Origin of the sequence: Salinicoccus sp. HZC-1 (assembly GCF_046736035.1) — a bacterium.
Classification (GTDB): domain Bacteria; phylum Bacillota; class Bacilli; order Staphylococcales; family Salinicoccaceae; genus Salinicoccus.
Map to the genome: position 1 here is coordinate 785,491 of NZ_CP177130.1, position 26,188 is coordinate 811,678.

At 47.4% G+C, this 26,188-nt stretch carries 23 protein-coding genes, 1 tRNA gene and 1 riboswitch; of the genes, 17 read left to right on the forward strand and 7 right to left on the reverse strand.

Going from position 1 to position 26,188, the window contains the following annotated elements; all coding sequences use genetic code 11:
- The first annotated feature begins 6 nt into the window (after positions 1 to 6).
- The 3 genes from chbG to ACKRAT_RS03940 all read left to right on the forward strand — a co-directional run bounded on the left by chbG (position 7) and on the right by ACKRAT_RS03940 (position 2,945).
- The gene (gene chbG / locus ACKRAT_RS03930; protein ID WP_411843798.1) at positions 7 to 759 is read left to right on the forward strand and encodes a chitin disaccharide deacetylase; all 753 of its coding nucleotides are present in this window, start codon (positions 7 to 9) and stop codon (positions 757 to 759) included.
- Complete coding sequence (locus ACKRAT_RS03935; RefSeq protein ID WP_411843799.1) at positions 756 to 2,159, forward strand: PTS transporter subunit EIIC; 1,404 nt, start codon at positions 756 to 758, stop codon at positions 2,157 to 2,159. The genes chbG and ACKRAT_RS03935 overlap by 4 nt, the downstream gene beginning before the upstream one ends.
- A 273-nt stretch (positions 2,160 to 2,432) precedes the next feature.
- Positions 2,433 to 2,945, forward strand: coding sequence for a hypothetical protein (locus ACKRAT_RS03940; RefSeq protein ID WP_411843800.1), 513 nt, complete (start codon positions 2,433 to 2,435; stop codon positions 2,943 to 2,945).
- Positions 2,946 to 3,221: 276 nt separating this feature from the next.
- On the opposite strand, the gene ACKRAT_RS03945 is transcribed toward ACKRAT_RS03940, so the two are convergent.
- Positions 3,222 to 6,470 (reverse strand): SNF2 helicase associated domain-containing protein, encoded by a 3,249-nt coding sequence (locus ACKRAT_RS03945; protein ID WP_411843801.1) that lies wholly within the window; start codon positions 6,468 to 6,470, stop codon positions 3,222 to 3,224.
- A 214-nt stretch (positions 6,471 to 6,684) separates the two neighbouring features.
- On the opposite strand from ACKRAT_RS03945, the gene ACKRAT_RS03950 reads away from it, so the two are divergent.
- Together ACKRAT_RS03950 and ACKRAT_RS03955 are read left to right on the forward strand one after the other, a co-directional pair.
- Positions 6,685 to 7,155, forward strand: a complete 471-nt coding sequence (locus ACKRAT_RS03950) for a peptide-methionine (S)-S-oxide reductase (protein ID WP_411843802.1) — start codon at positions 6,685 to 6,687, stop codon at positions 7,153 to 7,155.
- 165 nt (positions 7,156 to 7,320) lie between these two features.
- Positions 7,321 to 7,391 (forward strand) — tRNA-Thr (locus ACKRAT_RS03955).
- A gap of 47 nt (positions 7,392 to 7,438) precedes the next feature.
- Here ACKRAT_RS03955 and ACKRAT_RS03960 read toward each other — a convergent pair.
- The 4 genes from ACKRAT_RS03960 to ACKRAT_RS03975 are packed head-to-tail and all read right to left on the reverse strand — an operon-like array spanning position 7,439 to position 11,055.
- Entirely contained in the window at positions 7,439 to 8,524 is a 1,086-nt protein-coding gene (locus tag ACKRAT_RS03960; RefSeq protein ID WP_411843803.1) for an acyl-CoA dehydrogenase family protein, read from the reverse strand.
- On the reverse strand, positions 8,517 to 9,275 hold the full coding sequence (locus ACKRAT_RS03965; protein WP_411843804.1) for an ABC transporter ATP-binding protein: 759 nt from the start codon (positions 9,273 to 9,275) through the stop codon (positions 8,517 to 8,519). Before ACKRAT_RS03965 ends, ACKRAT_RS03960 begins: the two co-directional genes overlap by 8 nt.
- Positions 9,268 to 10,047, reverse strand: a complete 780-nt coding sequence (locus tag ACKRAT_RS03970; RefSeq protein ID WP_411843805.1) for an ABC transporter permease — start codon at positions 10,045 to 10,047, stop codon at positions 9,268 to 9,270. Before ACKRAT_RS03970 ends, ACKRAT_RS03965 begins: the two co-directional genes overlap by 8 nt.
- Before the next feature lie 15 nt (positions 10,048 to 10,062).
- Positions 10,063 to 11,055: an ABC transporter substrate-binding protein gene (locus tag ACKRAT_RS03975; RefSeq protein WP_411843806.1), complete on the reverse strand. Its 993-nt coding sequence runs from the start codon at positions 11,053 to 11,055 to the stop codon at positions 10,063 to 10,065.
- Between the two features lie 123 nt (positions 11,056 to 11,178).
- A riboswitch (TPP riboswitch) is annotated at positions 11,179 to 11,280 on the reverse strand.
- A gap of 223 nt (positions 11,281 to 11,503) precedes the next feature.
- Here ACKRAT_RS03975 and ACKRAT_RS03980 point away from each other — a divergent pair.
- From ACKRAT_RS03980 to ACKRAT_RS03995, 4 genes are all read left to right on the forward strand, one after another.
- Entirely contained in the window at positions 11,504 to 13,438 is a 1,935-nt protein-coding gene (locus ACKRAT_RS03980; RefSeq protein WP_411843807.1) for an aconitate hydratase, read from the forward strand.
- A gap of 226 nt (positions 13,439 to 13,664) precedes the next feature.
- Complete coding sequence (locus ACKRAT_RS03985; protein WP_411843808.1) at positions 13,665 to 14,186, forward strand: DUF6241 domain-containing protein; 522 nt, start codon at positions 13,665 to 13,667, stop codon at positions 14,184 to 14,186.
- 118 nt (positions 14,187 to 14,304) lie between these two features.
- Positions 14,305 to 14,490, forward strand: a complete 186-nt coding sequence (locus tag ACKRAT_RS03990; RefSeq protein ID WP_411844409.1) for a DarT ssDNA thymidine ADP-ribosyltransferase family protein — start codon at positions 14,305 to 14,307, stop codon at positions 14,488 to 14,490.
- 12 nt (positions 14,491 to 14,502) lie between these two features.
- Positions 14,503 to 15,519, forward strand: coding sequence for a macro domain-containing protein (locus tag ACKRAT_RS03995; RefSeq protein ID WP_411843809.1), 1,017 nt, complete (start codon positions 14,503 to 14,505; stop codon positions 15,517 to 15,519).
- Positions 15,520 to 15,822: 303 nt separating this feature from the next.
- On the opposite strand, the gene ACKRAT_RS04000 is transcribed toward ACKRAT_RS03995, so the two are convergent.
- Entirely contained in the window at positions 15,823 to 16,641 is an 819-nt protein-coding gene (locus tag ACKRAT_RS04000; RefSeq protein ID WP_411843810.1) for a YsnF/AvaK domain-containing protein, read from the reverse strand.
- A 307-nt stretch (positions 16,642 to 16,948) separates the two neighbouring features.
- Between ACKRAT_RS04000 and cls the strand changes: the two genes are divergently transcribed.
- A complete protein-coding gene (gene cls, locus ACKRAT_RS04005) occupies positions 16,949 to 18,403 on the forward strand; it encodes a cardiolipin synthase (RefSeq protein WP_411843811.1) in 1,455 nt (484 codons plus the stop codon).
- 243 nt (positions 18,404 to 18,646) lie between these two features.
- Complete coding sequence (locus ACKRAT_RS04010; RefSeq protein ID WP_411843812.1) at positions 18,647 to 19,222, forward strand: YdcF family protein; 576 nt, start codon at positions 18,647 to 18,649, stop codon at positions 19,220 to 19,222.
- A 251-nt stretch (positions 19,223 to 19,473) separates the two neighbouring features.
- Here ACKRAT_RS04010 and ACKRAT_RS04015 read toward each other — a convergent pair whose 3' ends face one another.
- Positions 19,474 to 20,250, reverse strand: a complete 777-nt coding sequence (locus ACKRAT_RS04015; RefSeq protein WP_411843813.1) for a hypothetical protein — start codon at positions 20,248 to 20,250, stop codon at positions 19,474 to 19,476.
- A gap of 169 nt (positions 20,251 to 20,419) precedes the next feature.
- Between ACKRAT_RS04015 and ACKRAT_RS04020 the strand changes: the two genes are divergently transcribed.
- The 6 genes from ACKRAT_RS04020 to ACKRAT_RS04045 all read left to right on the forward strand — a co-directional run bounded on the left by ACKRAT_RS04020 (position 20,420) and on the right by ACKRAT_RS04045 (position 25,930).
- Positions 20,420 to 20,971 carry a GNAT family N-acetyltransferase gene (locus ACKRAT_RS04020; protein WP_411843814.1) on the forward strand — a complete coding sequence of 184 codons (552 nt, stop codon included), beginning with the start codon at positions 20,420 to 20,422 and terminating at the stop codon, positions 20,969 to 20,971.
- 43 nt (positions 20,972 to 21,014) lie between these two features.
- Entirely contained in the window at positions 21,015 to 21,272 is a 258-nt protein-coding gene (locus ACKRAT_RS04025; protein ID WP_411843815.1) for a type II toxin-antitoxin system Phd/YefM family antitoxin, read from the forward strand.
- 119 nt (positions 21,273 to 21,391) lie between these two features.
- Entirely contained in the window at positions 21,392 to 21,979 is a 588-nt protein-coding gene (locus ACKRAT_RS04030; RefSeq protein WP_411843816.1) for a copper resistance protein CopC, read from the forward strand.
- A gap of 12 nt (positions 21,980 to 21,991) precedes the next feature.
- Positions 21,992 to 23,104, forward strand: coding sequence for a copper resistance D family protein (locus ACKRAT_RS04035; RefSeq protein WP_411843817.1), 1,113 nt, complete (start codon positions 21,992 to 21,994; stop codon positions 23,102 to 23,104).
- A gap of 280 nt (positions 23,105 to 23,384) precedes the next feature.
- Positions 23,385 to 24,794: a sodium:solute symporter family protein gene (locus ACKRAT_RS04040; protein WP_411843818.1), complete on the forward strand. Its 1,410-nt coding sequence runs from the start codon at positions 23,385 to 23,387 to the stop codon at positions 24,792 to 24,794.
- Positions 24,794 to 25,930: a M24 family metallopeptidase gene (locus tag ACKRAT_RS04045; RefSeq protein WP_411843819.1), complete on the forward strand. Its 1,137-nt coding sequence runs from the start codon at positions 24,794 to 24,796 to the stop codon at positions 25,928 to 25,930. The genes ACKRAT_RS04040 and ACKRAT_RS04045 overlap by 1 nt, the downstream gene beginning before the upstream one ends.
- Positions 25,931 to 26,188 lie beyond the last annotated feature (258 nt).

Consider the following 26,188-nt stretch of genomic DNA (forward strand, 5'->3'; position numbering starts at 1 on the left):
ATGAAAATGAAAAAGCTTATTATCAATGCGGACGATTTTGGATATTCACGTGCCGTCAACTATGGCATCGTCGATGCGCACACGGAAGGCATACTCACTTCCACAACGCTGATGACAAACATGCCCGCAGCGGAACAGGCATTCAAGTTAGGCAAACAGCATAAAACGCTCGGCATCGGTGTGCATCTGACACTGACATGCGGCAGACCGCTGCTGGATACGCATCACACACTGGTGGATGCAAAAGGGGACTTCAAAAAGAACGCACAGTATCAGCAGAAATTCCATATCGATCCGGATGAACTGTATAAGGAATGGAAAGCACAGATAGAAAAGTTCTTAAGTTCCGGACTCGTTCCCACACACCTGGATAGTCATCACCATGTAAATAATCTCGAACCGATGCTGCCGGTATTCAAAGACCTGGCACAAGAATATAATCTGCCGGTAAGGAATAACTTCGAGCAGGATAAAGACGATAATCTAATCACGACGGACTATTTCCAATACGAACCGGATATTCTGCTCGCCGATAACGACAAAATCATCAAACATTTCGGTGATGCAGAAACGGTTGAGATCATGTGCCATCCGGCATATATCGATAAGGCGCTGATGGGCGGCTCAACTTATGTCACACCGCGCCTCGAAGAACTGGATGCACTGACAGACGCGCGGATAAAAGAGAAGTTTCTCGGAGACACGCGATTCCAGCTGATCACATACGGTGATCTAAGCAGGGAGGGGTCACTACAATGAAGAAATTCATGCAGAACTTAGGGAAATCCATGCTGATTCCCATCGTCGCCATGCCGATTGCCGGGATTTTATTCCGCCTGAGTGCAGAAGACCTGCTCAACATTACATTATTCCAGGCAGCCGGTATCATATTCGAGAATATGGATGCACTCATTGCCATCGGTATTGCGATGGGACTGGCTAAAACGAAAGACAGGGGTATTCCGGCACTGACCGGGTATTTGGCAATCACAATATTAAATCAGGGACTGACACTCATGAATCCGGATCTGGATATGAGCGTATTCGGGGGCGTGCTCTCCGGTTTGATTGCAGCAGGAATCTACAATAAATATAAAGACACAGAACTTCCTTCAATGTTCTCATTCTTCGGCGGGGAAAAATGGCCGATCACACTGATCATCCTGGTCATGATTCCGGTCGCAGGACTGTCCTCACTCGTCTGGCCTTACGCACAGGCGGGCATTGATTCATTCGCACAGGCACTGGTTGGAATGGGCGCATTCGGTATATTCCTGTTCGGATTCCTGAACCGCTTCCTCTTGCCGTTCGGACTGCACCACGTGCTGAACACATACATCTATTTCGGACTGGGCAGTTATGAAACGGCTGAAGGTGAAATGGTTACAGGTGAAATCACCAGATTCTTAAACGGTGACCCGACAGCCGGCTACTTCCTCGGCGGGTTCTTCATCGTTATGATCTTCGGTGTGCCGGCCATCGCACTCGCCATTACACGCGCGGCATACAAGAGGAAAAAAGAGAAGACGAAAGCACTGATGAGTTCCGGTGGTCTGACCTCCGTCATCGCCGGTCTCACAGAACCGATTGAGTTTACATTCATCTTCACATCACCGCTGCTTTATTTCATCCATGCGGTATACACCGGTCTGGCCGGAGCCACCTTGTACGTACTGAGTATACGGCACGGCTTCTCATGGGGCGGCAGTGTAATCGATTATGCACTCAACCTGGGCCTCGCGGAAAACGGCATATTCATCATCCCGATCGGGCTCGCCTTCGGTGTGCTCTACTACTTCACATTCTATATACTGATCACGAAGCTGAACATTCCGGTGATCGGCCGGGAGAAAGATGAGGCGTTCGGAGAAGAATCCGATGAAGCAGAGCAGGAGCTCGAACTCAGCCATTCGAAATATGAGTATATGGCGAAGAAAGTATTGGAGAATGTCGGCGGACGCGAAAACGTAACTGACTATGAAAACTGCATGACCCGCCTGAGGCTGGACGTGGATGACATGAGCCTGGTCGATGAAGACAAGATTAAACAGACCGGCGCCCATGGTGTGGTCAAAGTCGATGACCACCATGTACAGATCATCGTCGGGCCACAGGCAAATTCCGTCATGACGGAATTCAAGAAGCAGATGGAGAAATAATGGGTTGAAAGTGTTGAAATGCAGGTGGGATGGAGACTGGAAACCGGTATTCATCCCACTTTTTTCATACGTAAGCAATGGTTTCCTGTATCAGGAGATTGTGGGCAAAGTATAATTCACTTGCTAATTTATATGAAAATGTAATATAGTTGGGGAGAACGTTTCAATCAAATCAGGGGAAACATCACTGTAATTATGGGAAGGGTTGACCCCCTGTATGTGAACTACCTGCTTGGTTAATTTGGCTGAAAATAAAATATAAGGTGATAAACTATGATTTCCTATCGTACATTGAACGAATATATGAATAATATCGAACTTCCCATGAGCATTGAAGAAATACTGGATTATAAGCACACCCTGGAAGAGAAGGATTTTGCTTTCGTAAACAGTGCCAATCGTTTCCTGAAGGAATATGCAAAATATGACAGTTACCGTGACCAGAATGCGCATTGCATCGGCACCTGCCTTACCAATCTTACACGTGCCGGTATATATTTTCTTATGGAAAATGAGATTGTCACGATAAGCACGTCCAATCTAAAACCTTTCAGTGAACAGTCGGAATGGCAGATCACCCACTATCCATTCAGGGAGATTCGGGAACTGGACCTCCAAATGATGGAGTACACGAATGAATCCGATTATGAAGCAGGTGTTATGTATATAAAAATGCTCAATGAGAAAGGTTTGGAACGCAATCATATCTTCCGCAACCTCAACCCTAAACACTTCCAGTGTTTCAAGGATTTCCATATGAACATCATAGAAAGCAAGAAAATATGAACATAAAAAGTTAAAGTGGAGAATGATACGATAAGAAAAATACATGCCTTTCCGAAAAAGGGAAAGCATGTATTTTTTATTTTTAGATATTCAGCCAATTCTTCTATTGATTTCGTTGATATCGCCTCTAGATTTAAATTGATCTATACTGTTGGACTTGGGGAAGAAATCACACTAAGTCCCCACCTATAAGCCGGTACACCTATTCGATGCTTCCCCTCATTTTCAACTGGAGCCGGGTTCTCAAATGGATACTGTGTATATTGCCCTCGTCAATTACTCAATCGACAGGATTTCACGTATATCCTCTTCCGACATGGAAGACAGCATCGCTTCCCCGGGCTGGATGATCTGATCGATCATCTCTTTTTTCTGCTGCTGTAGTTCGTTGATCTTTTCTTCTATCGTGCCCTGGGCAATCATCCGTATGACCTGGACGACATTTTTCTGACCCATCCGGTGCGCTCTTCCGATCGCCTGTTCCTCTATTGCAGGGTTCCACCATAAATCATAGAGGACCACTGTATCCGCACCGGTCAGATTCAGTCCGGTGCCGCCTGCCTTCAATGAAATCAGGAAGATGCTTTCCTCCCCCTCATTATATGCTTCCACGAGCCGGACGCGTTCTGAACCCGGTGTCTGGCCATCCAGATAATAGCAGCTCCGGCCGGACTGCACGAGTCTTTCCCGAATGATTCTCAGCATGCTCGGGAACTGGGAAAAAATCAGCATCCGCTGTCCATTCGCCTGGGCATTTTCAATGATTTCAAACAGTGCCTCGAGCTTGCCGGAACCCCCATCGTATTGATCGATGAACAGGGCAGGGTGGCAGCATAATTGTCTGAGCCGTGTCAGGCCGGCCAGAATCTTCAGGCGGCCTTTGTTCATGCCCTCCGTTGCCAATGCCTCCTGTGTTTCTTTCTGGATTTTATCCAGATAGGCGAGGTACAGCGTTTTCTGGTCTTTATTCAGCTCGGAGTAATGAACAGTCTCAATTTTATCCGGCAGTTCCGTCAGCACATCCTCCTTGAGCCTTCTCAGAATAAAGGGCTTCACCAGCCGGGCGATGGTTTCCGGTGGTGTATTGCGGAACGTTTTCTGATCGTACAGGAATCCCGGCATGACCGCCTGGAACACCGACCAGAGTTCGTCGAGTGAATTTTCAACCGGTGTGCCGGACAGGGCAAACCGCCTCGAGGCGGAAAGTGTTCTGACGGCCTGTGCAATTTTTGTCCGGTAGTTTTTGATCGCCTGCGCCTCGTCCATTATCAGGGCATGGAATGTCTGGCCCCTGTACCAGTCCACGTCCTGCCGCAGTGTATGATAGGACGTGATATAGACATCCGGTTTTTCTTCCTGCGTGAGTACTGCTTCCCTTTCCTTCACAGTACCTGCAGCGATGGCCACACGCAGGCCGGGCGCGAACCGGTGAAATTCGTTTTTCCAGTTATAGACAAGGGACGCCGGTGCGACGATCAGGAACGGTGCATCCGCTCCGTCATCCATTTCAGACAGTATATACGCGATGCACTGAATCGTTTTGCCGAGTCCCATGTCATCGGCCAATATGCCGCCGAGCCCATATTTGGACAATGATTTCAGCCATTTGAAGCCCGTTTCCTGATAATCCCTCAAGTCTGCATTGAGGCCGGAAGGAATCCCGATATCTGCTTCGACCGGGTTTTTGATGGCAGTGAAGAAATCATGGAAACGGCTGGTGAAACTTCTGGCGTCCCAATTCAGTTCCGCCAGCTGTTCTTCAACCTGCAGTCCGCGATAGAGCGGCAGTTCCATTGTGCCGTTCTCCTCGGTGTATGCTTTGCCGCTCAGTTCATGATGCAGTTCGGCAATCTCGGTCAGCTGCTCATCCATCAATGGCAGAAAAGCACCGTCCGCCAGACGGACATACCGGCGTTTCTCTTTGACAGCGGTAAGGATTTTGGAGATCTCTTCCGGGTCGATGCCTTCCATCGTGAAATCCACATGCAGGAAATTCCCATCCGCCGGGGCATCCACTGAAACAGCCGGTTTCGGCGGCGTTGGCAGAATCACGGATTTTACCGATGACGTCAGATAGATCTCCGCCAGTTCCTCCAATACCGGCAGCGTTTCATGCAGGAATTCGAACTGATCTTCATCCGTATCCGCATAGAGCTTATTGCCGATGACTTTGAGCGGTGAGTCTTCCAGTGCATCCATGAACTGCTGTTCACGCGCATTGTCCCGGATCAGTATTTTTTCCGTATCACCGGGACTTTTTTCAGTTTCGTTCAGCGGGTTGATGATGACCGGGTCATAATGATATTCGACATTCACGTCCACGCTGTCGTATGAGCCGTCCACGAACAGCTTCACAGTCAGTGGGGGACTGAGTATCGTTTCTGACACTTCGTCGGATACAGTGACCGCGCCGATCTGTTTCATCTTCGGGAGCGTTGCGGAGACGAATGCACTCATCTGATTTTTGGCAATGGGAATCGCAGGTTTCACGCCTTTTCCCAAAAATTCATTGAAAGGCTCGAGCGCCTGCTTTTGTGCTTCCGACAATTTATACAGTTTGCCGTCTTCCGCGTACCAGCCGTATGCATCGTAATACCAGCCGGCCTCGCTGCCGGTCACATTCAGCCGGTATTCATCCGAGGCACTGCTTTCCAGGGAGAAGGCGAACGGCAGGCTTCCGGTCACCAGTTCCAGTTGATCATACAGCAGATACTGCTGTTCATACTTGCAGTTCAGATGCTGCAGTTTCATCAGCAGTTCATCTGCAGCATACGGGGGGATCATCAATTCTTTCCTCTTTCCGGCAGGGGACCAATAATCATTATTCGCAGCGTAATAGGATTCCGTCCTTCTGATTTCAATCAGATCATCGATCACATCCCGGTCTTCTGCAGTGAACGTTTGGATAGAAGGATCAAAAGTGAAATTTTTGCCGAATTTCACTTTCCTGTCCGTCGTAATCGCGTCGAGCAGTTCGCAGATGTCCTTCACCACGTATAACCGGCTGTCTCCTATTTTCAGCTGTATGTCGAAAACCTCTTTTTGACGGCGCATTTTATCCGCAGTGTATGTCCGCAGCAGGAATTGTGTTTTAAGCGAGACTTTACCCGACCGTGTTTCATTCCGCTTTTCAGGAATGTCTCTGCCAAAGAAACCGATCAGCGCTTCAGCCTGCTGATATCTTGCATTTCTGGTGCTTCTATTATCAAAAAAGCTGTCTCTTTCCCTGCGGGGAGTCGGCGTTTTATTCCCGGCATTGGCAACCGCCAGAAGTGTTGCACATATATGCTTGCATTGCCCGTATGTCTGATAGGCCAGGCAATCACAGTCATCCTCTATATGATTTTCTTTAATGGTGACGCGCGTCTGATAGATGCTGCCGCCTTTGACGTCTGCCTGCCATGTGTTTGAATTGGCATCGTGTATTAAATTTTGTACATTGCCCCTAAGGTAATAGTTTTTTCCTCTTGTGAAAAAGCTGTTGTAATAAAGGTTTCGGATTAATTGCTCAGTCACTTGCATCATATACACTCCATTTTTAAATATCCCGGCGCATCACTAAAACCACCGCACTGATTCTTGCTCTTACATTAAGTGTAGCGTAATATTCACTTTCTTCATATAAAATTGTTCATTATAGGGCGGTTCCAGGAAACTGCGGAATGGCTTGATGTTTAAAATGAATGACGGTAGACTGAATTTTATCAGGCGTATTTTTCAAAGTGAAGGTGTGTTGGAGATGGAAACATTATATGTTGCAGGCGGTTGTCTATGGGGCGTACAGGCTTTTATGAAAACTTTGCCTGGAGTCGAGTTTACAGAAGCAGGCAGGGCGAATGGCGCAAGTCAGACACTTGAGGGTGAGTATGATGGCTATGCAGAATGTGTAAAAACAGAATTTGATCCGGCGGTTGTAACCATCAGGGAATTGACAGGGTATTTGTTCGAAATCATCAATCCATACAGTTTGAATAAGCAGGGACAGGATGTTGGAGAAAAATACAGAACAGGCATATATAGTGAAAAACCTGAACACTTAAAAGAGGCGCGGGCGTTCATCAGCGGGAGGAATGATCATGACCGTATAGCTGTTGAAGTATTACCGCTTACAAAGTATGTGAGAAGCGCAGAAGAACATCAGGACAGGCTGACCAGATGTCCCAATGATTATTGTCATATTCCGGAAGAAATATTAAATAAGTATAAGTAAAGATATGAAGTGATAGTCACCATGAACAGATGGGAGGTCATTTACACAAAATTTTCATCTTTTCACTCTAAGTAATATTCTTTCTTAAAATATATGATTCCGATTTATATAAAATATGTTATAATCGATATGGTTAAATTATTACATACACATATTTTAATTTTTGCCGACATAGTTTAATGGCAGAACACAGCCATGGTAAGGCTGCAATGCGAGTTCGATTCTCGCTGTCGGCTTATTGGAAAGGTCCCTGATATCAGGGACCTTTTTTTCGTCTATTCCTTTATAAAAGGTCTTCCAGTTCATCTTCCGTATCCACGAGTAACCCGTGCTGTGATGCTGTGTGCAGATCCCGGTAGATGCGGTTCAGTAGATTATCCTCCATGACAACATCCATACCGAGGTACCGGTAAAGGTGCTGGGCACCACGAACTGCTACGTCAGCCACGATTTTGCTCTGTTTGGAGATGGCTTCCATGTCTTCATTATCAAAGGGCGCGCCTTTCAAATGTGTATCCCAGGACTTCTCGATTTCCCGGTAGAATTCCTCGCGTGCATTCAGGAAATCCGCTTCATTCCCATCCAGAATTTCATTCACATGATCATAGCGTTTCGAGCCTTCTTTCGTCCAGGAGGCTTTTTTTGTTTCGATATGCGCACGTGCAGCTTCAAAGAAGTGTTTCGCAATCCCGATGGTGGTGGATGCGATGTTCGCTGCAGCGAATGGCAGAAACGGATAGTGATAGACGGGATGATCGAAGTGGAAGTGGGAATCGGTCACATCAAAACGGCGTTCGGCCGGGACGAAAGCGTTCGTCACATGGATGGTATGGCTGCTGGTGGCTTTCATGCCGAATGCCTTCCAGTCCGCTTCGACTGCCACCTGATCGGGTGTGAAGGCGAAGGCATATTGTGTGCCGTCATCCGCATCACCGGATTCTATCCTGCACGTTGCAGTGAACAGGCTGGCATGGGCAGCGGCGCTCGCGAAGGGCCATGTGCCGTTTACGATATAGCCGTCGTCCGTCTTTTGGGCGGTGCCTGTCGGGCGGTCACTCCCGGCAATGTAGAAGTCGCGGGCGGTGAAGAATGTCCTGACCTGATCTGGTGCCATCGTTGTGGCGAAGAAGCCCGCCCCTGAACCGATCTGCACGAGCCAGCCGAAGCTGCCGTCCACCCATGCCGCTTCTTCAAATATCTTCAGTGCTTCCGGCAGCGGCTGCATATTGCCGCCGAGTTCTACCGGCACAAATAATTTGAACAGCCCTTTGTCATAGATGTACTCCAATACTTCGTCAGAGAGCCTGCCCTCTTGTTCCATCGTTTGGGCCTGTGCCCTGATGACCTTTGTCATTTGTGCATCAATCATCCTGATTTCCCTCCCTCAACAACAGATAGATTTCCCGCCTGAGCCTGGTGAATTCCTCATCCAGCGTAATATCATGATTGCGCGGCCGGTCGTATGGTACTTCGATTTCCTTGATGATGCGTGCCGGCTTATTCGACAGGATCAATATCCTGTCGGACATGTAGAGTGCCTCCTCTATGCTGTGGGTGATGAACAGCACGGAACGCCGGTCGGCCTCCCACATTTTAAGGAGCCAGTCCTGCATATCGAGGCGGGTCAGCTCATCGAGCGCACCGAACGGTTCATCGAGCAGCATCAGGTTCTGGGGGCTGAGGAGTGAACGGATGAAAGCGACCCGCTGCCGCATGCCGCCGGATAACGTGTCGGGATAGGCGGATTCATATCCGCCGAGTCCTGCCCGTTCGAGCAGTCGGCGGGCGGCCTCCCGGTCGACGGTGCCGGTTATTTCCTGTACCAACACCACATTGTCTTCAATCGTCCGCCATGGCAGCAGTGAATCCTGCTGCGGCAGATAGCTGATGTTCCCCAGTGTACCGTTGGCACGCTTTCCGTCAATAAAGATATCGCCGCTGTCGGCATCAATCAGTCCGCCGACCAGGTTGAAGATGGTGCTCTTCCCACTCCCTGACGGACCGAGCAGTGTGACGAATTCGCCATCTGCGATCCTCAGCGACAGATTATCGAGCACCTCGATGTCGGACTCTCCTTTGAAGGTGTGTGACAGCTGATCGATCTGTAATTTATCACTCATCCGTTCCACTTCCTTTCTTGTCCGTATCCCACGGAATCAGCCATTTTTCAAGCAGCAGAATAAAACCGAACAGCACCAGGCTGATCAGCATGATGGCAAAAATCGAAACAAACACCTGATCCGTCCGGAAGGCGGAAGATGCCACCGTCATGAAGACGCCGAGCCCCTGCTGGGCACCCAGCCATTCCGCGATGACCGCACCCATCACACTGTATGTGGCTGAGATTTTCAGCCCTGAAAAAAAATAGGGCAGGGCACTCGGCCATTCCAGTTTGAAGAAGATCTGCCGGCGGCTCGCTCCGATCATCTGCATATAGTTGAGCAGGGCCGGGTTGGTCTGCCGGAACCCGTCGATCAGAGAGACTGCAATCGGGAAAAAGCAGACGAGCGTGATGATCAGTATTTTCGGCAGCGCGCCGAAGCCGAACCACAATACCAGGAGCGGCGCGAGCGCGATGATCGGCACATTCTGCGAGAGCACCATGAGCGGATAGATACTTTCCCGCGCCTTAGGCACAAGGTGGAGCAGAACCGCCAGCAAAAGTCCGAACGACACACCGATGGCGAATCCGCCCAGCGCAATCAGAATCGTCGAGGTGCTGTGGTCGATGATCCGCGGATAGATTTCAAATCCTTCCTGAATGATCTGCGCGGGTCCCGGCAGCATCCAGGCCGGGATTTCAAAAAGGGTGACCACGATCTGCCAGAAGACGAGTATGGTGAAAATGGTCAGGAGCGGTGCGCCTGTGTGCCACGATATAAATCGTTTCATTACTTAATCCTCCATTCAGTCTGCGCCCGGCAGGAATTCATTCGTAAAGGCCTGGTCGACATCCAACTCAGATTCGATCAGACCGTTCTCATACATCCAAGCCATATAATTTTGCCAGACTTCGCGGTCCTGGTATCCCCAGTAGGGGGCATCGCTCTGGTAAACATCCGCCAGCCAGTCCTGGCTCGCCATGACAAGTTCCTCATCGAGATCGGGTTCGGCATCAATCAGGTGCTGTGCCGCCTGTTCCGGATTGTCCATCGCCAGCTGATAGCCTTCCGCTGTCGCCCGGGTAAAGGCTTCGACCAGTTCCGGATCGTTTTCAATCAGGTCTTCGTTGGTGATCAGTACAGGGGTGTAGAAGTTAAGCGCCTCCGAATAATCCGTAAAGTCAATTATATTCAGCGGCATGCCCCGCAGTTCCGCTTCAACGCCCGTCCAGCCGTAATAGATCCACGCAAAGTCGACATCCCGCTGCACCGCACTGAAAAAATCCGTATCCCCGATATTGAGGATATCCACTTCGTCAATGTCGGCATCGTCCGCCTGCATGATGGAGGCGATCGTCTCCTCCTCAATCGGCGAGCCATAGCCGCCGTATGTGTGCCCCTCGAGATCGGACGGCGTCTCGAGGCCGTATTCTTCAGGCGATGCCAGATAGGATGTATTATCCTGGATGATTGCAGCGAGTGAGACAATCGGCACATCCTGCAGCCGTGCCTGCGTCACATTCTCCTGTGCACTGATGCCGAAATCCCCATTGCCGGCCGCAACCGTCTGTTCCGCGCCCGCTTCACCCGGCAGTACGATTTCGACATCCAGTCCGTGCTCTTCATAATATCCTTCAGCCTGAGCGGCATAGATGCCCGTATGGTTCGTATTCGGTGTCCAGTCCAGCACAAATGTCACGTCCGTCAGTTCTTCCGTATCTGCCGATTCTCCCGCATCCTCACCCGCACAAGCCGCAAGCAGCAGCGCGAGGACGATGGGAAATGGAATTTTCTTCACAATGAAAAACTCCTCTCAAAATATGACGGTGTTTCCTGCCAGAGATGAAAACAGGCATAAAAAAACACCTTCCTTATCCGGAGGCGTCAAAGAGTGGTGATGGATATGGCCGTCTTGCATATGGCATATCTTCCACACATTCCCTACGCTGGTATTATCCAGATCAGGTCAAAGGGTCAGGACGTGTCCTTCTCAGCCATCAGTATGGCTCCCCCATGTATTTATTTAGTTTATTCAGTCATTATATCACGGGAGTATACCAAATCAAAGTGGCGCTGGAAACGGTTGATGCTGAAACGCTTACTAGCAGAGTAGATATTTCTGAACTTATTAAGCAGGCAATGGCACTAAAGATTGAATATTCAGTTTAGCGTGACCAATTTAGTGCAATAGTAACTATACAGAGTATTCTCAGTACAGGAATACATTATTATATGGAGGGAGAAAAATGGAACTGAACGTTGCTCAAAAATTGATCCAGGATCATTTGATTTCAGGAGAAATGACGCCTGGGGAAGAGATCGGCTTACGTATCGATCAGACATTGACGCAGGATGCGACGGGGACGATGGTGATGCTGGAACTGGAAGCGATGGGCATAGACAGAGTGAAGACGGAAGTTTCCGCACAGTATGTCGATCACAATTTGATCCAGGATGATCACCGCAACCCGGATGACCACATATTCCTAAGAAGTGCCGCTCAGAAATTCGGCGTCTATTACAGCAGACCCGGCAATGGGGTCAGCCATCCTGTACATATGCAGGAGCTGGCGATTCCCGGTAAGACGCTGCTCGGTGCTGACAGCCATACATGTGCAAACGGCTGTATGGGCATGCTGGCAATGGGCGCCGGCGGCATTGATGTGACGATGGCCATGGCCGGGGAGGCGTATCATGTGGAAATGCCCCGTGTCATGGGCGTGAAAATCACAGGAGAACTGCCGGACTGGGTCAGCGCCAAAGATGTCATTTTGGAACTGCTGCGCCGCCATGGTGTAAAGGGCGGTGTAGGAAAAATCATTGAATATTACGGCCCGGGTCTGGATGATCTGTCCGCAATGGACCGTCACGTGATTGCCAATATGGGGGCTGAACTCGGTGCGACCGCATCCGTGTTCCCGTCAGATGAAGAAGTAAAGCGCTTTATGGAACAGCAGGGCCGCGGAGATGAATGGATTGAACTGAAGGCGGACCCGGGTGCAGAGTATGATGAGCATGACGAAATCAACCTGTCGGAACTGGTGCCGCTGATTGCGAAACCGACCAGTCCGGATAATGTGGTGCCTGTCACTGAAGTGGCCGGTGAAGACATTTACCAATCCTATGTCGGTTCTTCCGCCAATCCCGGCTACCGCGACTTCGCGATCGCCAGTGAAATCGTCAAAGGCAAACAGATTGCCAACGGCATTTCATTCGACATCAATCCGACGTCCAAACAATTGCTGCAGCAGCTGGTGGAAAACGGCCATATCGCCAATCTATTATCCGCCAGCGGGCGGATGCATCAGGCGGGCTGTAACGGCTGTATCGGAATGGGGCAGGCGCCGGCCACGGGACAGAACAGCCTGCGGACGACACCGAGGAACTTCCCGGGCCGTTCCGGCACGAAAGAGGACAGGGTCTTCCTCGTCAGTCCTGAAACCGCAGCCGCTTCGGCATTGACCGGTGTCATCACCGACCCGAGGACATTGGAAATGCCTTATCCTGAAATTCAGGAACCGGCATCCATAAATACACAGGAAATGCTGGAAACCCCGCCGGAAGACGGCAGCGAAATAGAATTGAAAAAAGGGCCGAATATCTCTACGATTCCCGATTTCGATGCGATTGAAGACAACTTCGACCTGCCGGTGCTGCTCAAGATGGGGGACAACATCTCAACGGATGAAATACTGGCCGGCGGTTCAAGAGTCCTGCCTTACCGCAGTAACATCCAGAAGATCAGCACATTCGCATTTGAAGGTGTCGATGAGAACTATCACAACGAAGCGCTCATAAAGATGGAGCAGGGCGGTCATATGATCGTCGCCGGAAATAACTACGGCCAGGGGTCGAGCCGTGAACATGCGGCACTCGCGCCCCGTTATCTGGGGCTGAAAGTGGCACTGGTCAGAGATTTCGCGCGGATCCACCTGCAGAATCTGATCAACTTCGGCATACTGCCGATCACATTCGTCAATGAAAGTGATCACGAAAAGATTAACCAGGAGGATGTCATCGAATTCAGGGATATCCACGAAACCATCAAGAATAAGAAAACCTTCGACATCAGATTGAAGGACTCCGGCGAGAATATCCCGGTGAAAATTGACCTGACACAGCGGCATATTGACATTCTGCTGGCCGGCGGCATCATCAACTGGGTCAAAGAAAGACAGTAATACGAATGGATCCGAAGACAAAGCAGCGCATAGAGGATTGAATATCAGCCGGCCGAATCAGCACAGTTACCTGAAGTGATTGGCTGTTTCGGCTGGTTTTTATTTATTGGAAAAGAGGGCCGATGTTGGAGTTTCCAATGGCGTATTTAAATTAGGATTTTGTAGTGTTAGAGTGGATGTAAGTAAAATTATGTAAAACCATACAATTGAAAGGGGGCATCCAGGAATGAAGAAAGTTTTCATGATAGCCGCCGCCGTTCTGGTTATAACATTAGGGATGGCCGGGGTCGCATTCTTCATATTTCCCGTTGCGGAAGAACCGGAGGAACAGGCGAAGGAACCGCTGGAACTTTCAGGACCGAATGATTCGGAAATTCACCAGCTGGCGGAAGGGCAGCAGATGTTTGAAGTCTCCGATCTGCCGGCGGACGGTCTGATGAGTGAACAGGAATTTTCAGAGCATCTCCATCATATGACGCATCAGAAAGTCCGCGCAGCAGAGAAATGGGGACACAGGCAGATTACGGATGAACGGATTGAGGAAAAACTCCAAATTGCCAGGGAATCCACATACGAGTACAAAGACTTCTATATTGAAACGCTGGAAGCCTGGCAGTCGGGCGATTTTTCGAATGCAGTCACTGTACATAATGTCATCTGGAACGCCCGCGACGGCACCGTTGGAAAAGCAACCGGCCTGATGACAGAAGAGGAAGAAGCAGCATATATTAAAGAACATTTCGAGTAATCGATGGGGAGTGATTACAGGACGGATGGAGCATATCAGGTCCTATTGATGATCATTACATTAACTTTGGTGATTTCCATCATGGTAACAAGCTTCTTTATCATTTGTAAGACCTGTTATATTTAACTTATATGATGAGAAACAAAGAAGACAGGCAGAATTTTTAGTCCATAAGCAAGTAGAATTGGATTTATTCCATGGTATTGGTGTCTATAATCAAAATATGAAAGAAAAAGTAGAGAATATATTGAGAGAAAAACAAAGTGATTTACATGTTGTGATAAGGCCAAAATTCTACTATTAGGAGGTGAGAAGTATGATTGAATATAAAACGGGCAATTTACTGGAAGATCCTTCAGAAGCACTTATTAATACTGTCAATACAGTCGGTGTCATGGGCAAAGGAATTGCTCTGCAGTTCAAACAAGCATACCCTGATATGTTCAGAGAATATCAAAGAGCCTGCAGGAATGATGAGGTAGTAACTGGCAGGATGCATGTTGTATCAACAAATGCTCTGGTTGGTCCCAAGTATATTATAAATTTTCCTACCAAACGTCATTGGAAAGAAAAATCAAAAATGTCCTATATTACAGAAGGATTAAAAGACCTTAAGCAGGTTGTTGAAGATTTGGGTATCCAATCGATTGCAGTTCCGCCATTAGGATGTGGCAACGGAGGGCTCGAGTGGAAAGACGTAAGAAGTATGATAGAAGAAACGTTCGGAGAAAGTTCAATTAGAGTTCATGTTTATCCTCCTGCAGGAAGTCCTGAACCTGACAAAATGATAATCAGTACGACTAAGCCAAGAATGACAGAAACAAGAGCGCTTCTTCTGGCTTCACTGTATGATTATATGAAGCCGGGCTATCGTCTCTCTTTATTGGAAATCCAAAAGATTGCTTATTTCCTGCAAGAGGCCGGAGAGCCACTCAATCTTAATTTTGAAAAGAATAAATATGGACCGTATGCTGAAAAACTCAATTTTGTATTACAGAGGCTCGAAGGACATTACATCCGGGGGTATGGTGACCGCAATAGAGATTCAGACATTCATCTCATCAATGCCGCTGGTCTAAATGCATACGACTATTTGACTCAAAAGGAACGGAATCATGAACGTCTTAAAAAAGTGGAAAGCATCATAGACGGATTTGAAAACCCATATGGCATGGAATTATTAGCTACTGTGCATTGGATTCAGAAAAATCATGAACCCAAAACCGATGAAGAGCTGATTCTCGAGGTGCAAAGCTGGAATGATCGCAAGAAAGAATTATTCATGCCTAAATACATCGTAAAAGCGAATAATCATCTCAAAGAAGTACTTTAGGGTATTCAATTTAATCTTAGTATATCAACTAAGAATCTAAAAGAAGTATAACTTATGGATTAGGATATAAAAATAGAACCCATGCTCCTTCTAAGTGAAACATTTCTTCCTGAAACGCTTCATGTGTCATTTTCCATCCAAGACATTTTCCCGGTTTCTGTTTAATCAAGGAGAGTGCCCGACGGACTGCATTATCAGATACTAATGCAAAATCTGTGCGCCTGGGGAAGAATTTCCGCTTTATGCTTAAAAATCCATAAACCACAAGACCCAGCCTTTTCCATTAAGGCCGGGTCTTGTTATTTAGTATTGATCTTTTCTGTTATCTAAATCATCCGCATCATTTTTCACTTCTGTGACTTCCACATCTTCATGGCTGACCACTTCGGAGATGTGCTTCGTATCTTTGATTTTCTCTTTTCTGATGATGATTTCTTCGGTGACGACCTGTTCTTTTATGATCTTAATCCGTTCTTTTGTAATCGGGATGCGGATGACGCCCATTTCATCATCCGAGTCATCATTGTTGTATGTTTCGAACAATGGCTCTCCTTCAACCGGACGTCTGTCGACCGTCACATTATCCCGTTCCACAGGGACATCGAATTCCTCGACCTCTGAATCCGTGTACTTGTTGACGACGACTTCACCCAAATTCACATTATCCTTGTCTACTACAAGGCGCTCCTCACGAAGCGTGATATTATCTTCATCACTTGCTGTGACTTTATTCGTGGGTCTGATGGTGTTTCCATTGTGAGTGCCATCATCCCGGGTGTTGATTTTTTTATTCGAGTACAGTTCCTGATTGCTGTAATCGATGAAAAGAAGCATCTTTCCATTTTCCAGTGACTTCCGGTATACCTCTTTTTCCTCGTCATCCAGGTGCAATCTATCCATCACCTGGTTCTCGGGGTCTTCCCCGGCAATCCAGGCGGCAATTTTATCCCAGGCATCCCCTTCGGCCGTCTTATGGGTGACATTCGGATAATCAATCAAAGTGTCCCCCAGACCATCGCTGGAAATGACGGTCAATCGGTCTTCCTCCAGCCCTTTTTGTTTATAATGTTCGATTCTGTTCAACAGCTGGCCCTCTTGTGAAAATGATTCAATCTTTCCCATTATCTTCGCCTCCATGTTAATGATTATTATAATTAGATGTTTTGGTTTCATTGGTTATATTACTCGAATGATAACATCGCTGATATTGGTAGTTTATTCCCCCTATGATTGCCGGATAAACGGAATTTGGAGACGGGTGATATTTAAATATTATTGCACAGAGCGATTCCCATCCGGAAAGGCGAAGTTTTAAAATGGCCTGGGGAGGAAACAATGTAATAATGATGAAACCGGTCATACTCTGCTTTTTTGCAGGGACAGGAATGATCAGAAGACATCATATAAAAACTGTGAAGCAGGTGGGTACATGTTTTCTCTGGATTGGCAATGGTTCAATACGGTGAGTAATGTCGCTTTGATTGTGAATATTATATTGGCGGCTTTCATTGTCATTTTTGAGAAGAAAGGCGCAACAGCCATCTGGGCATGGCTGATGGTCCTGTTCTTCCTGCCGATCATCGGTTTCTTCCACTATCTGCTGCTTGGCAGGTCCGCCGGGGAAAAAGAATGGTCCGGCAATGATTTTCCGGCAAGCAGAGAGATACTGGAAGACCAGAAAACAGCGTTTAAAGAGCAGCATCTGTTCCGTCCGGATTCACTGCCCGGGGAGTACAGTTCTTTGGTCGGCATGCTGCTCAATAACGATGATTCCCCGCTTTCAAGGGACAATAAGATTCAGATGTATACGGACGGACACGAAAAGTTTGAAGCACTTTTTAAGGATATAGAGGCAGCCAGGGAACATATCCACCTGCAGTACTACATCATGCGGGAGGACCGGATCGGCAGCCGGCTCCGGGACTTGCTTACGGAAAAGGCGAAGGCGGGCGTCAAAGTCCGTTTTCTATACGATGGCTTTGGTTCCCGTAAAATCAGCAGGACATTCTTTTCTGAACTTCATGAACATGGAGGAGAAACACAGGCGTTCTCTCCTCTGCTGTCTGGGCTTCTGAAGCTGCGCCTCAATTTCAGAAATCACCGTAAACTGGCAGTGATCGACGGCAAGGTCGGCTACATGGGCGGGTATAACGTCGGGGATGAATACCTGGGACGCAATAAGGAACTTGGCTACTGGCGGGACACGCACCTCCGGATGGAGGGCAGTGGTGTCCATCTGCTTCAGGAGCGTTTCATCTCGGACTGGAACAAGGCCAGCCGGAAGGGCGGTATCGGCTTTGAAGACCATTATTTCCCGGAACCCGCTTCAGATGGCGATATGCCGCTGCAGCTCGTCTCCAGCGGTCCGGACGCACGGGGCGGGGAGATCCTGAACGGCTTCATCAAAATCATCCAGCAGGCGGAGGACTATATATACATCCAGACCCCTTATTTCGTTCCAACGGAGGGTTTCCTGGCTTCCCTGCACGTCGCAGCCTTGAGCGGGGTGGATGTCCGTATCATGATACCCAACAAGCCGGACCACCCGTTCGTCTATCCGGTGACATTCTCCTTCGTCGGTGAAATGATGCAGGCCGGGGCAAAAACCTATATATACGATGAAGGGTTCCTCCATGCCAAAACAATAGTGGTGGATGGCAAAGTCTCTTCCGTCGGCACCGCGAACGTCGACATGCGGAGCGCCGAGCTGAACTTTGAATTGAACACTTTCATCTACCACGAAAAATTCGCAGAAGAAATGAAAGATATTTTCCGAAAAGATATGGCCGCTTCCACACAGTTTACCGAAGAGATGTACAACAACCGCTCCTTCTACAAAAAGGTGAAGGAATCCGTTTCGCGGCTGCTTGCACCATTACTCTAAGGACCTGGCGGCACTGCAAATTTGAATGTTGTCATCTGATCAAGCGTCTTCTATTTGAATAGAAGGCGCTCTTTTTGTTGAAAAATTCTCTGGCAAGTGGATTTTAGTTTCAATTGAGTGTGTTTTTCTGTTATCATAATTGCTCTGATAAGAACGGATATATGGAAAAGCATCGATGATTAAGGGTGAAAAAGTCTAATAGAGATAATCTGGCGGAAACACTGGAATATCTAGGCGGAGGAAATGATGAGTAAGCGATTTTTATTAATAATGAGTGGTTTGCTGTTGGTGTTTATCGTTACGATTCTCATAGACAGCATTCTTCCGGTGGATGCGGATGATCCTGTAGAGAGTGATTTGATCGTCCTGCTTGGCGGCGGTGATCAGGGCAGGGTGAAGAAAGCGGCCGAGCTGTACAAGGAAGGATACGCAGACCAGGTATTGATTACGCCGGTCGGGGGTAATCGGACGGCGTCTGAAACGAAAACGATTGCCGAGCATTACGGCATACCGCGGGATGCGATGATTATGGAGAAAGACTCCACAAGCACCTATACGAATGCAGTACAGACGACGGAATTCATGGAAGAGAAAGATATGGAGTCGGCCCTGGTGGTTACGAGCGACTACCATGTCAAAAGGGCGGAATTCATCTTCGATAAGGTGAATCATGACAATCTGGAATTCAAATATATCGCAGCTCCGAATCTTCAGGGCGAGAACTGGAAGGAAAGGGAAAACTCCAGCATGTACTGGTTTGAGGAATTCAAAAAAATGTGGGGCTACAGGATGGGATTATACAAGTGGATAGACCAGTAGGAAACTCGGACCTCTGGAGGAGAGGCCCGGGTTTTGTAAATGGTTGTTACTATATTATTGAGCTTGATAGTAACAGTCTGATAGGTTCAATTGGTGATGCAAGTGCTGTGTTTAGTATTTCTTCAGGCATTCCTAACATGAACTGGTCAGGTACCTGCATGACGATGGCACCTGATAGACCTTCACCTGTCATGAACATATTAATAATAAAAATTTACTAGATTAGGATTAATTCTCAAGTAACACAATTTTTAATCAAATATTTTCATCACTTTTAAAATTGAAATTTGAATAATTAAGAAAAAGGCTATTGTTAGTAGTGTTTCAGGACTATTGTAAATGAGTATCTCTGGTATTTCATTAATTATAATGGCATTAATGAACAATAGAATTAATAGCACAATAATTAATAATATGCGAAAAACATTTGTTATACGTAAATGGCTTATATTTTCTTTTTTTAAGACTTTTATATCTTTTTTAAAGTTATATTTCAAGAATTCCTTTTTATAGCAGTATCGTTCTTCAGTCCCATTAATTTTATTATTATGTAGTTCGGACAATGTGTTGAAATATTGATTCTCTATATTTTTTCTCTGAGATGCTATCTTTTTTTCGTTATCTTTTATTTTAATTAAATCATGATTCAGAAGACTGCTGTATGTTAAATATATAATTGAAGCAATGAAAGAAGTTATAAGGAAAATGAAAAGTAACAACAATAAAAATATATTTTCTAAATCTTCTTTCCTTGTATTGTTTAAAGGTAAGCTTATAAGAATAGTATAGTATGAGTATGCCAATAGTAGATTTAAAATAATAGTTACAAATATAGAGTAAATAATACTTTTTGACGTTTTTCTATGATTTTTTTCTGGAAAATGTTGCTGAGTAATATTGGAGATTAAGGAAATAACATATAAGATACTACTTACTAGAATGAAAACCAGAAATATAATATCTATATTGTATGTTTCTATTAAAAATTTATAATTCTCGCTTTTAATTAAAAAATCATATAAATTCAATTTTTACATCCACCTTCATTCTACATTTCAATTTTAATGGCATGTTTTCATAAATTAGCTTTAATTTAATAATACATTATTGGGACAGAAGATTCTAAATTATAAATGTTAAAAAATAATTAGTTACTATAATATATGAAAGAATAAGATATACAAAAGGGTGTATTCCATGAAAAGAATCAAACTACAGATGATCAGACATGACTTGAATGATATCCCGCAATACGAACTGCCCGAAGGCTACAGCTTCAGATTGTTCCAAAAAGGGGATGAAGCAATTTGGGCGAATATAGAGACCCGGGTGGATGAATTTAAAACGGAGGCAACGGCAATTGAACGCTTTGAACGGGAATTCGGTCCATACATCGATGAAATGGGCCATCGGTATTTATTCATAGAGAATGCCGAAGGGGAAGCCATCGGCACGGCGACTGCCTGGTACGGTGACCTTGAAGGGGACGGCAATATCCGCGGACGGATCCACTGGGTCGGAATCGTGCCGGAACACCAGGGCAGGGGACTGTCCAAACCGTTGTTGTCCGAAGCAATGAATATTTTGGCGAAATTTCATGATGCGGTATATCTGACGTCGCAGACGACAAGCTGGCAGGCGGTGAACATGTATCTGAATTTTGGATTCAAGCCGGCGCGGCTGGATGAGAACTATGATGCTGCGTGGGCATTGCTCGAAGAGAAGCTGGGCAGGGAAATTGAATACTAGAATGTGTTGAAAAGGGGTACATATCATTTAAGGGGTGGCTGTTATGGAAATCATATCTGCAAAGAACGCAAAAAACGATTTTGACAGTTTGCTGAAACGTGTGAATAAGAGTGGGCAGCCCATTTTTATCGGTGAAGATGAAAATGATTTTGAAGCCGTCATGATCAGTCAGCAAGGATGGCGGAGTATACAGGAGACGCTTTTTCTTGGACACACAGGCGTACTGGACAAGGTGAGAGAAAGGGAAACCGATGACAGCGGCTTTACAGTCATTGATGAAATAGATTGGGAGACCATTTGATGTCGCTTTTTTGAACGGTGATTAAAAACCCGTCTGCCTGCGACATAACATATGATGTATAGGGACTTTTCTATGCTATAATTTGTCCAATAAATAATGTTGGGGAGCGTGTTATGCATATGGGCAAGAGGTTTACGGTGTTTTTAGCTGTACTGATGATGAGTATGGTATTTGGAGGTGTCGCCGAGGCACATTCCTCCATGGTTTCTTCGGATCCTGAGGCAGGGTCGACGGCTGAAGGGGAAGTGTCAACTCTGACGATGACTTTTGATACTGATATCCAGCAGGAAGAGGAAATCTATTTGGAGAATACAGAAGGAGAAAGAATCGATTATGAAGATATCACTGTGGAAGGGGAGACGGTGGAGGTCAGTTTCAGTGAACCGCTTGTTTCCGGTGACTATACTGTAGTCTGGGAACTTTACGGTGCGGATGGGCACGTTGTGAATGGCGATTTCGAATTTACTGTAGCTGGCGCTGAGTCCGGCGGCTCCGAGGAAGCGACTGAGGAAGCGACGGAAGAACCGACGGCTGAAGAAAGTGAAGCGGCCTCTGAGGAAGAAACGGGCGAGTCCGAAGGATTGGCCACCGAAGATGCAGCGGTTGATGATGAAGGCGGGATGTCCGGCGCTGTGGTTGCGCTGATTGTTGTACTTGGGGTTATCGTGGCCGTTATGATCGTCCTATTCGCCCGCAGGCGTAAATAGGGCGGCCGGCTGATGGTCATTGTATCCCAGCTGTTGCTGTATTTATGCCTTTCACTTTTGATGGGAGTGGTGCTCGGCAATTCTTTCTTTGCCGGGCGCATGCCGAAGTTCCATGTTCCGAAATGGCTGCTGGTTACAGCGGCTGCGGGTGTAATTGTATTCGGCTTTTCATCTTCACTCGCAATCATTCTCAATATGGCAGCAGACCTTTCCTTCGCAGGGGCACTCTGGCAGGTGCTGTTTGGCTTCAATACCGGCCGGGCGTGGCTGTTCATGTATCTGATTTCCGTCATCCTCATTGCATTTTTCGCTTTTGACATGATGGAAGGCCGTGCAATGATGCGGGCCGGTGTGGTTTTAGTGGCGCTGCTCGCGGTGGCGCAGAGCTTCGGCAGCCATGCCTTCGAGCAGGCGGCCTTCTGGGGTGTGACGGTACACGCCGTCCATCTGCTGGCTGTGATGACGTGGAGCGGCCTGCTGATCATACTCGGCTGGTTCACTGTTGAAAAGGTGAAATGGACTTATGTACTGTCCTGGTTTACGCGGCTTGCATTGATATCCATCATTGTACTGGCGGTTTCCGGGGTCTTCACGGGTGATGTGGTGACTGCAAATCCGCAGGGTGCACCGATCAATATATTCCAGCGGTTTGCGAATGCCTGGCTGACGGATTACGGCCAGTCCCTGCTTTTCAAGCAGCTGTTGCTGGTGGGGATTCTTGGGTTTGGCATCATCAACGGCATTCTGTACAGAAAACGATTGCGCGATGATCCGGGCCTTCAAATACAGCCGTGGATCAAAGCGGAATCGTTCCTTGTACTGATCATTCTGGCGGTGACTGCCTTCATGAGCGAACAGGCGATACCAAATCAGATTGACACGATCATAGAACGGAACGGGGCATCCGGGCTTTTTGAAGCGGTCTACGGGCAGGGTCTGCCTGCCGGACTGACGGTGGCGCTGACGTTTGATGCCATGGGTGTCGTAATGCTGGTGCTTGCAGCAGTATTTTTCGGCTTCATGCTGTATGCGGCCAAAATGCGGATGCATGCGGCGGTGTCGCTCCTGATGGCATTATGTTTTACAGCATCTGCTTATACCGGATTGATGTTAAGTGTGGCCTGAGCGGATAAGAATGATGATAATCCGAATAAAAGAATACAAATCCCGGATAATGTGTCCGGGATTTTTTTGTGGCGTCCGATTCGGTATTTGCCGGCCATACAAATCCCATAATGCTCGGAGAAAGGGTTTATCGGACAGTGTACCGAAAACTGTCTCACATTAAGAGATCTTTAATGTAATTGGTAAATTATGTTTCCATATCTCTATTATGACAATGATAATATTATTTTTTTATGTTAGTTTGGAAGGGTATTCATAATTAAACAAAGGGGAGATTTTCATGGAATTTACAAATCAGCCGATACTCATCTGGTTTGTCGTCGGTTATGGTATTTTCATGCTGATACTCGGGGTGTTCTACTCGAAGAAGATCAGTTCGAGTGAGGACTTCATATTGGCAGGCAAGTCGCTCGGGCCGGTCGTCCTGATGGGGACACTGCTCGCAACATGGGTCGGCAGCGGATCGGTCACCGGAGGACAGAACTCGCTGGCCTATTCATTCGGATTATGGCCCGCTTTGATGTCCACACTGCCATCACTGATCGGGATTGGAACGATTTTTCTCATTTCATCCAAGATCAAGCACTATGGTAAGTATACCGTAGCGGAAATACTTGAAGTGAAGTACGGAAGATGGGCCAGTGTACTGGCGGCATTGATCATCATACTGGCGTTCGTCGGCATTGTGTCATACCAGTATCAGGGCCTCGGTTTTATACTGAACATCTCGACGGGGATTTCTCCTGAGATGGGCACGATTATCGGGGCTGCGATCATCATTTTCCTGGCCTGCATCGGCGGTCTGATGTCCGTGGCACCGACGGATGCGGCGAGTGCATTCCTTGTCATCATCGGGCTCATCATCGCACTGCCGCTTGCGCTGTCAATCGGGGGCGGCTGGAGTGAAATCACTTCAAATGTACCGGACAGCCATATGTCGGTGACCGGCGGATTGAGCTTCATCCAGCTGATGGGATACTATCTGCCGACACTATTCCTGCTGCTCGGGGACCAGAACATCTATCAGAGGATGACGGCCTCCAACAGTGACAGTTCAACGAAACTCGGTACAGCGGGCTGGATTCTCGGCCTGATCGTCGTCACACCGATCATTTCCATCCTCGCGTTCATCTCACGGTCTCTATTCCCGGATGTTGACCCCGGCATGGCGCTGATCGCACTGACGAGTGTACTGCCGGTAGCAGTCGGCGGCATACTGATTGCGGCACTCACTGCATTCATCGTGACGACGGGCAACTCCTATCTGTTATCCGCTTCAACCAGTGTAATCTATGACTTCTTAGGCAAATATATGAAGAAAGATATCAACGACCACCAAAAACTCGTCTACACTAGAATTCTGATTCCGATACTCGGCATCATCGCGTTCCTGCTGACGATGTATTTCCCGACGGTGCTGTCGGTACAGATGTACGCCTATACGGTATACGGCGCGGGAATCACACCGGCACTGCTCGCAGTGTTCCTGTTCCCGCAGGTCACCAAACCGGCCGGATTAGCTTCGATGGGTACCGGCCTCGTCGTGACACTGTTCTGGGAGTTCTTCTATGTACAGTCGACCGGCATCAACTCGGTCATCATTTCCGTACCGGCGGCAATCATCGTGCTCATCGTGGTCACTATGTTCACACAGAATAAAAAGCAGGAGATGGAAGGGGCGGCTGAATAATGGAAACAGCAAAACGCATTGAAGGACTGAGGAAGATCATGGAGGAAAAGGGTCTCGATGCCACCATCATCTTCAACTTTGAAAACCAGTTCTACTTCAGTGGATTGAAAGCCATTACGTATTCCAGACCGATCATCCTGGTTGTGGAACCTGCGCGCCAGAGCCTGATCATCCCGAAACTGGAAGAGCGGCATGCGAAGGAGAAGACGGATGTGGAAGATATCCATATCTATCACGAAGTGGCAGGGAAACCCGGCCAGAGTACGGATTACCGGACACTGTTTGATGCGGTGCTGTCAAAACTGGATGCCGGCAGTAATATCGGAATCGAATATGGTTCGCTGCCGACCGATTATACTTTGAGAATCCAGGACAAAGGTTTCCGGATTGAAGATATTGGATGGGATATCGTAAATATGCGTGCGATCAAAACGGCGGAGGAGATCGATATGATCAAAACCTCCGGCGGACTGGTCAGCGGCGCATTGAAGCACACACTGAAAAATTCAAAAGCCGGAGAGTCCGAACTGGAAATCGACTATTACGGCAACCAATTTCTTTTCGAGGAGATTTCAAAGAAATATACCGACTCGACATTGGATTACTTCGTCATGTCGCCTTCAGGCATCGAACGGACGAACATGCCGCACGTCTTCTCGAATACGAGAAAACTGGAGACGGGTGACGTGATTATCCACAGCAGGCAGGTCGGTCTGAACGGGTATCGGGCCGAATGCGAACGGACTTTCTTCATCGGGGAACCGACGGAAAAACAGAGAAAGGTGTTCGATGTCATGCTCCGTGCCCATGAAGCGGCACTGGACTTCATCAAAACCGGTGTGACGGCGAGGGAAGTGAACGAAGCGGCCCTGGCAGTCATCCGCGGGTCGGGAATGGAGGAACACGTTTCGCACAGAACTGGACACGGCATCGGCATCGGACAGCATGAGGAACCTTCTCTCAGATTCGATAACGATCTGGAACTGAAGCCCGGCATGGTGTTCTGTGTCGAACCCGGCATCTATATCTCGGGCGTCGGCGGATTCAGACATTCGGATACCGTGGTGCTGCGGGAAGAAGGCACTGAAATCATCACCGAATATCCGAGAGAGCTGGAGAACTTGATTATTAAATAATACGTTTATAGGCTGGCTCCATTAGAATAATTCACTTGTTCTAATGGAGCTTTTTGCTGACATCCTCTCCTCCCTCCACTGTGCTATTGATTTGACACTACTAATGGTAGAGGATATGGGATGACTGGAAAGTCCCTGTTTAATATCTGCATCAATTAGATTAGTGCGACTCTGCATGTTTTTGCTGAAAGTTCTGCATTTTCATTTTCCGTACGTAAAGTTGCGGGTAGAGAATCGACATCCGATGCTTATTCAAAT

What these genes read in the sequence shown, in the direction of transcription:
- ACKRAT_RS04045 (WP_411843819.1), top strand. Translation starts at nt 24,794, where the DNA reads ATGGAAACAGCAAAACGCATTGAAGGACTGAGGAAGATCATGGAGGAA.
- ACKRAT_RS03945 (WP_411843801.1), bottom strand. Translation starts at nt 6,470, where the DNA reads ATGATGCAAGTGACTGAGCAATTAATCCGAAACCTTTATTACAACAGC.
- cls (WP_411843811.1), top strand. Translation starts at nt 16,949, where the DNA reads ATGTTTTCTCTGGATTGGCAATGGTTCAATACGGTGAGTAATGTCGCT.
- ACKRAT_RS03980 (WP_411843807.1), top strand. Translation starts at nt 11,504, where the DNA reads ATGGAACTGAACGTTGCTCAAAAATTGATCCAGGATCATTTGATTTCA.
- ACKRAT_RS03985 (WP_411843808.1), top strand. Translation starts at nt 13,665, where the DNA reads ATGAAGAAAGTTTTCATGATAGCCGCCGCCGTTCTGGTTATAACATTA.
- ACKRAT_RS04000 (WP_411843810.1), bottom strand. Translation starts at nt 16,641, where the DNA reads ATGGGAAAGATTGAATCATTTTCACAAGAGGGCCAGCTGTTGAACAGA.
- ACKRAT_RS03995 (WP_411843809.1), top strand. Translation starts at nt 14,503, where the DNA reads ATGATTGAATATAAAACGGGCAATTTACTGGAAGATCCTTCAGAAGCA.
- ACKRAT_RS04030 (WP_411843816.1), top strand. Translation starts at nt 21,392, where the DNA reads ATGGGCAAGAGGTTTACGGTGTTTTTAGCTGTACTGATGATGAGTATG.
- ACKRAT_RS04040 (WP_411843818.1), top strand. Translation starts at nt 23,385, where the DNA reads ATGGAATTTACAAATCAGCCGATACTCATCTGGTTTGTCGTCGGTTAT.
- ACKRAT_RS04035 (WP_411843817.1), top strand. Translation starts at nt 21,992, where the DNA reads ATGGTCATTGTATCCCAGCTGTTGCTGTATTTATGCCTTTCACTTTTG.
- ACKRAT_RS03940 (WP_411843800.1), top strand. Translation starts at nt 2,433, where the DNA reads ATGATTTCCTATCGTACATTGAACGAATATATGAATAATATCGAACTT.
- ACKRAT_RS04020 (WP_411843814.1), top strand. Translation starts at nt 20,420, where the DNA reads ATGAAAAGAATCAAACTACAGATGATCAGACATGACTTGAATGATATC.
- ACKRAT_RS04025 (WP_411843815.1), top strand. Translation starts at nt 21,015, where the DNA reads ATGGAAATCATATCTGCAAAGAACGCAAAAAACGATTTTGACAGTTTG.
- chbG (WP_411843798.1), top strand. Translation starts at nt 7, where the DNA reads ATGAAAAAGCTTATTATCAATGCGGACGATTTTGGATATTCACGTGCC.
- ACKRAT_RS03950 (WP_411843802.1), top strand. Translation starts at nt 6,685, where the DNA reads ATGGAAACATTATATGTTGCAGGCGGTTGTCTATGGGGCGTACAGGCT.
- ACKRAT_RS03960 (WP_411843803.1), bottom strand. Translation starts at nt 8,524, where the DNA reads ATGATTGATGCACAAATGACAAAGGTCATCAGGGCACAGGCCCAAACG.
- ACKRAT_RS03970 (WP_411843805.1), bottom strand. Translation starts at nt 10,047, where the DNA reads ATGAAACGATTTATATCGTGGCACACAGGCGCACCGCTCCTGACCATT.
- ACKRAT_RS03935 (WP_411843799.1), top strand. Translation starts at nt 756, where the DNA reads ATGAAGAAATTCATGCAGAACTTAGGGAAATCCATGCTGATTCCCATC.
- ACKRAT_RS03965 (WP_411843804.1), bottom strand. Translation starts at nt 9,275, where the DNA reads ATGAGTGATAAATTACAGATCGATCAGCTGTCACACACCTTCAAAGGA.
- ACKRAT_RS04010 (WP_411843812.1), top strand. Translation starts at nt 18,647, where the DNA reads ATGATGAGTAAGCGATTTTTATTAATAATGAGTGGTTTGCTGTTGGTG.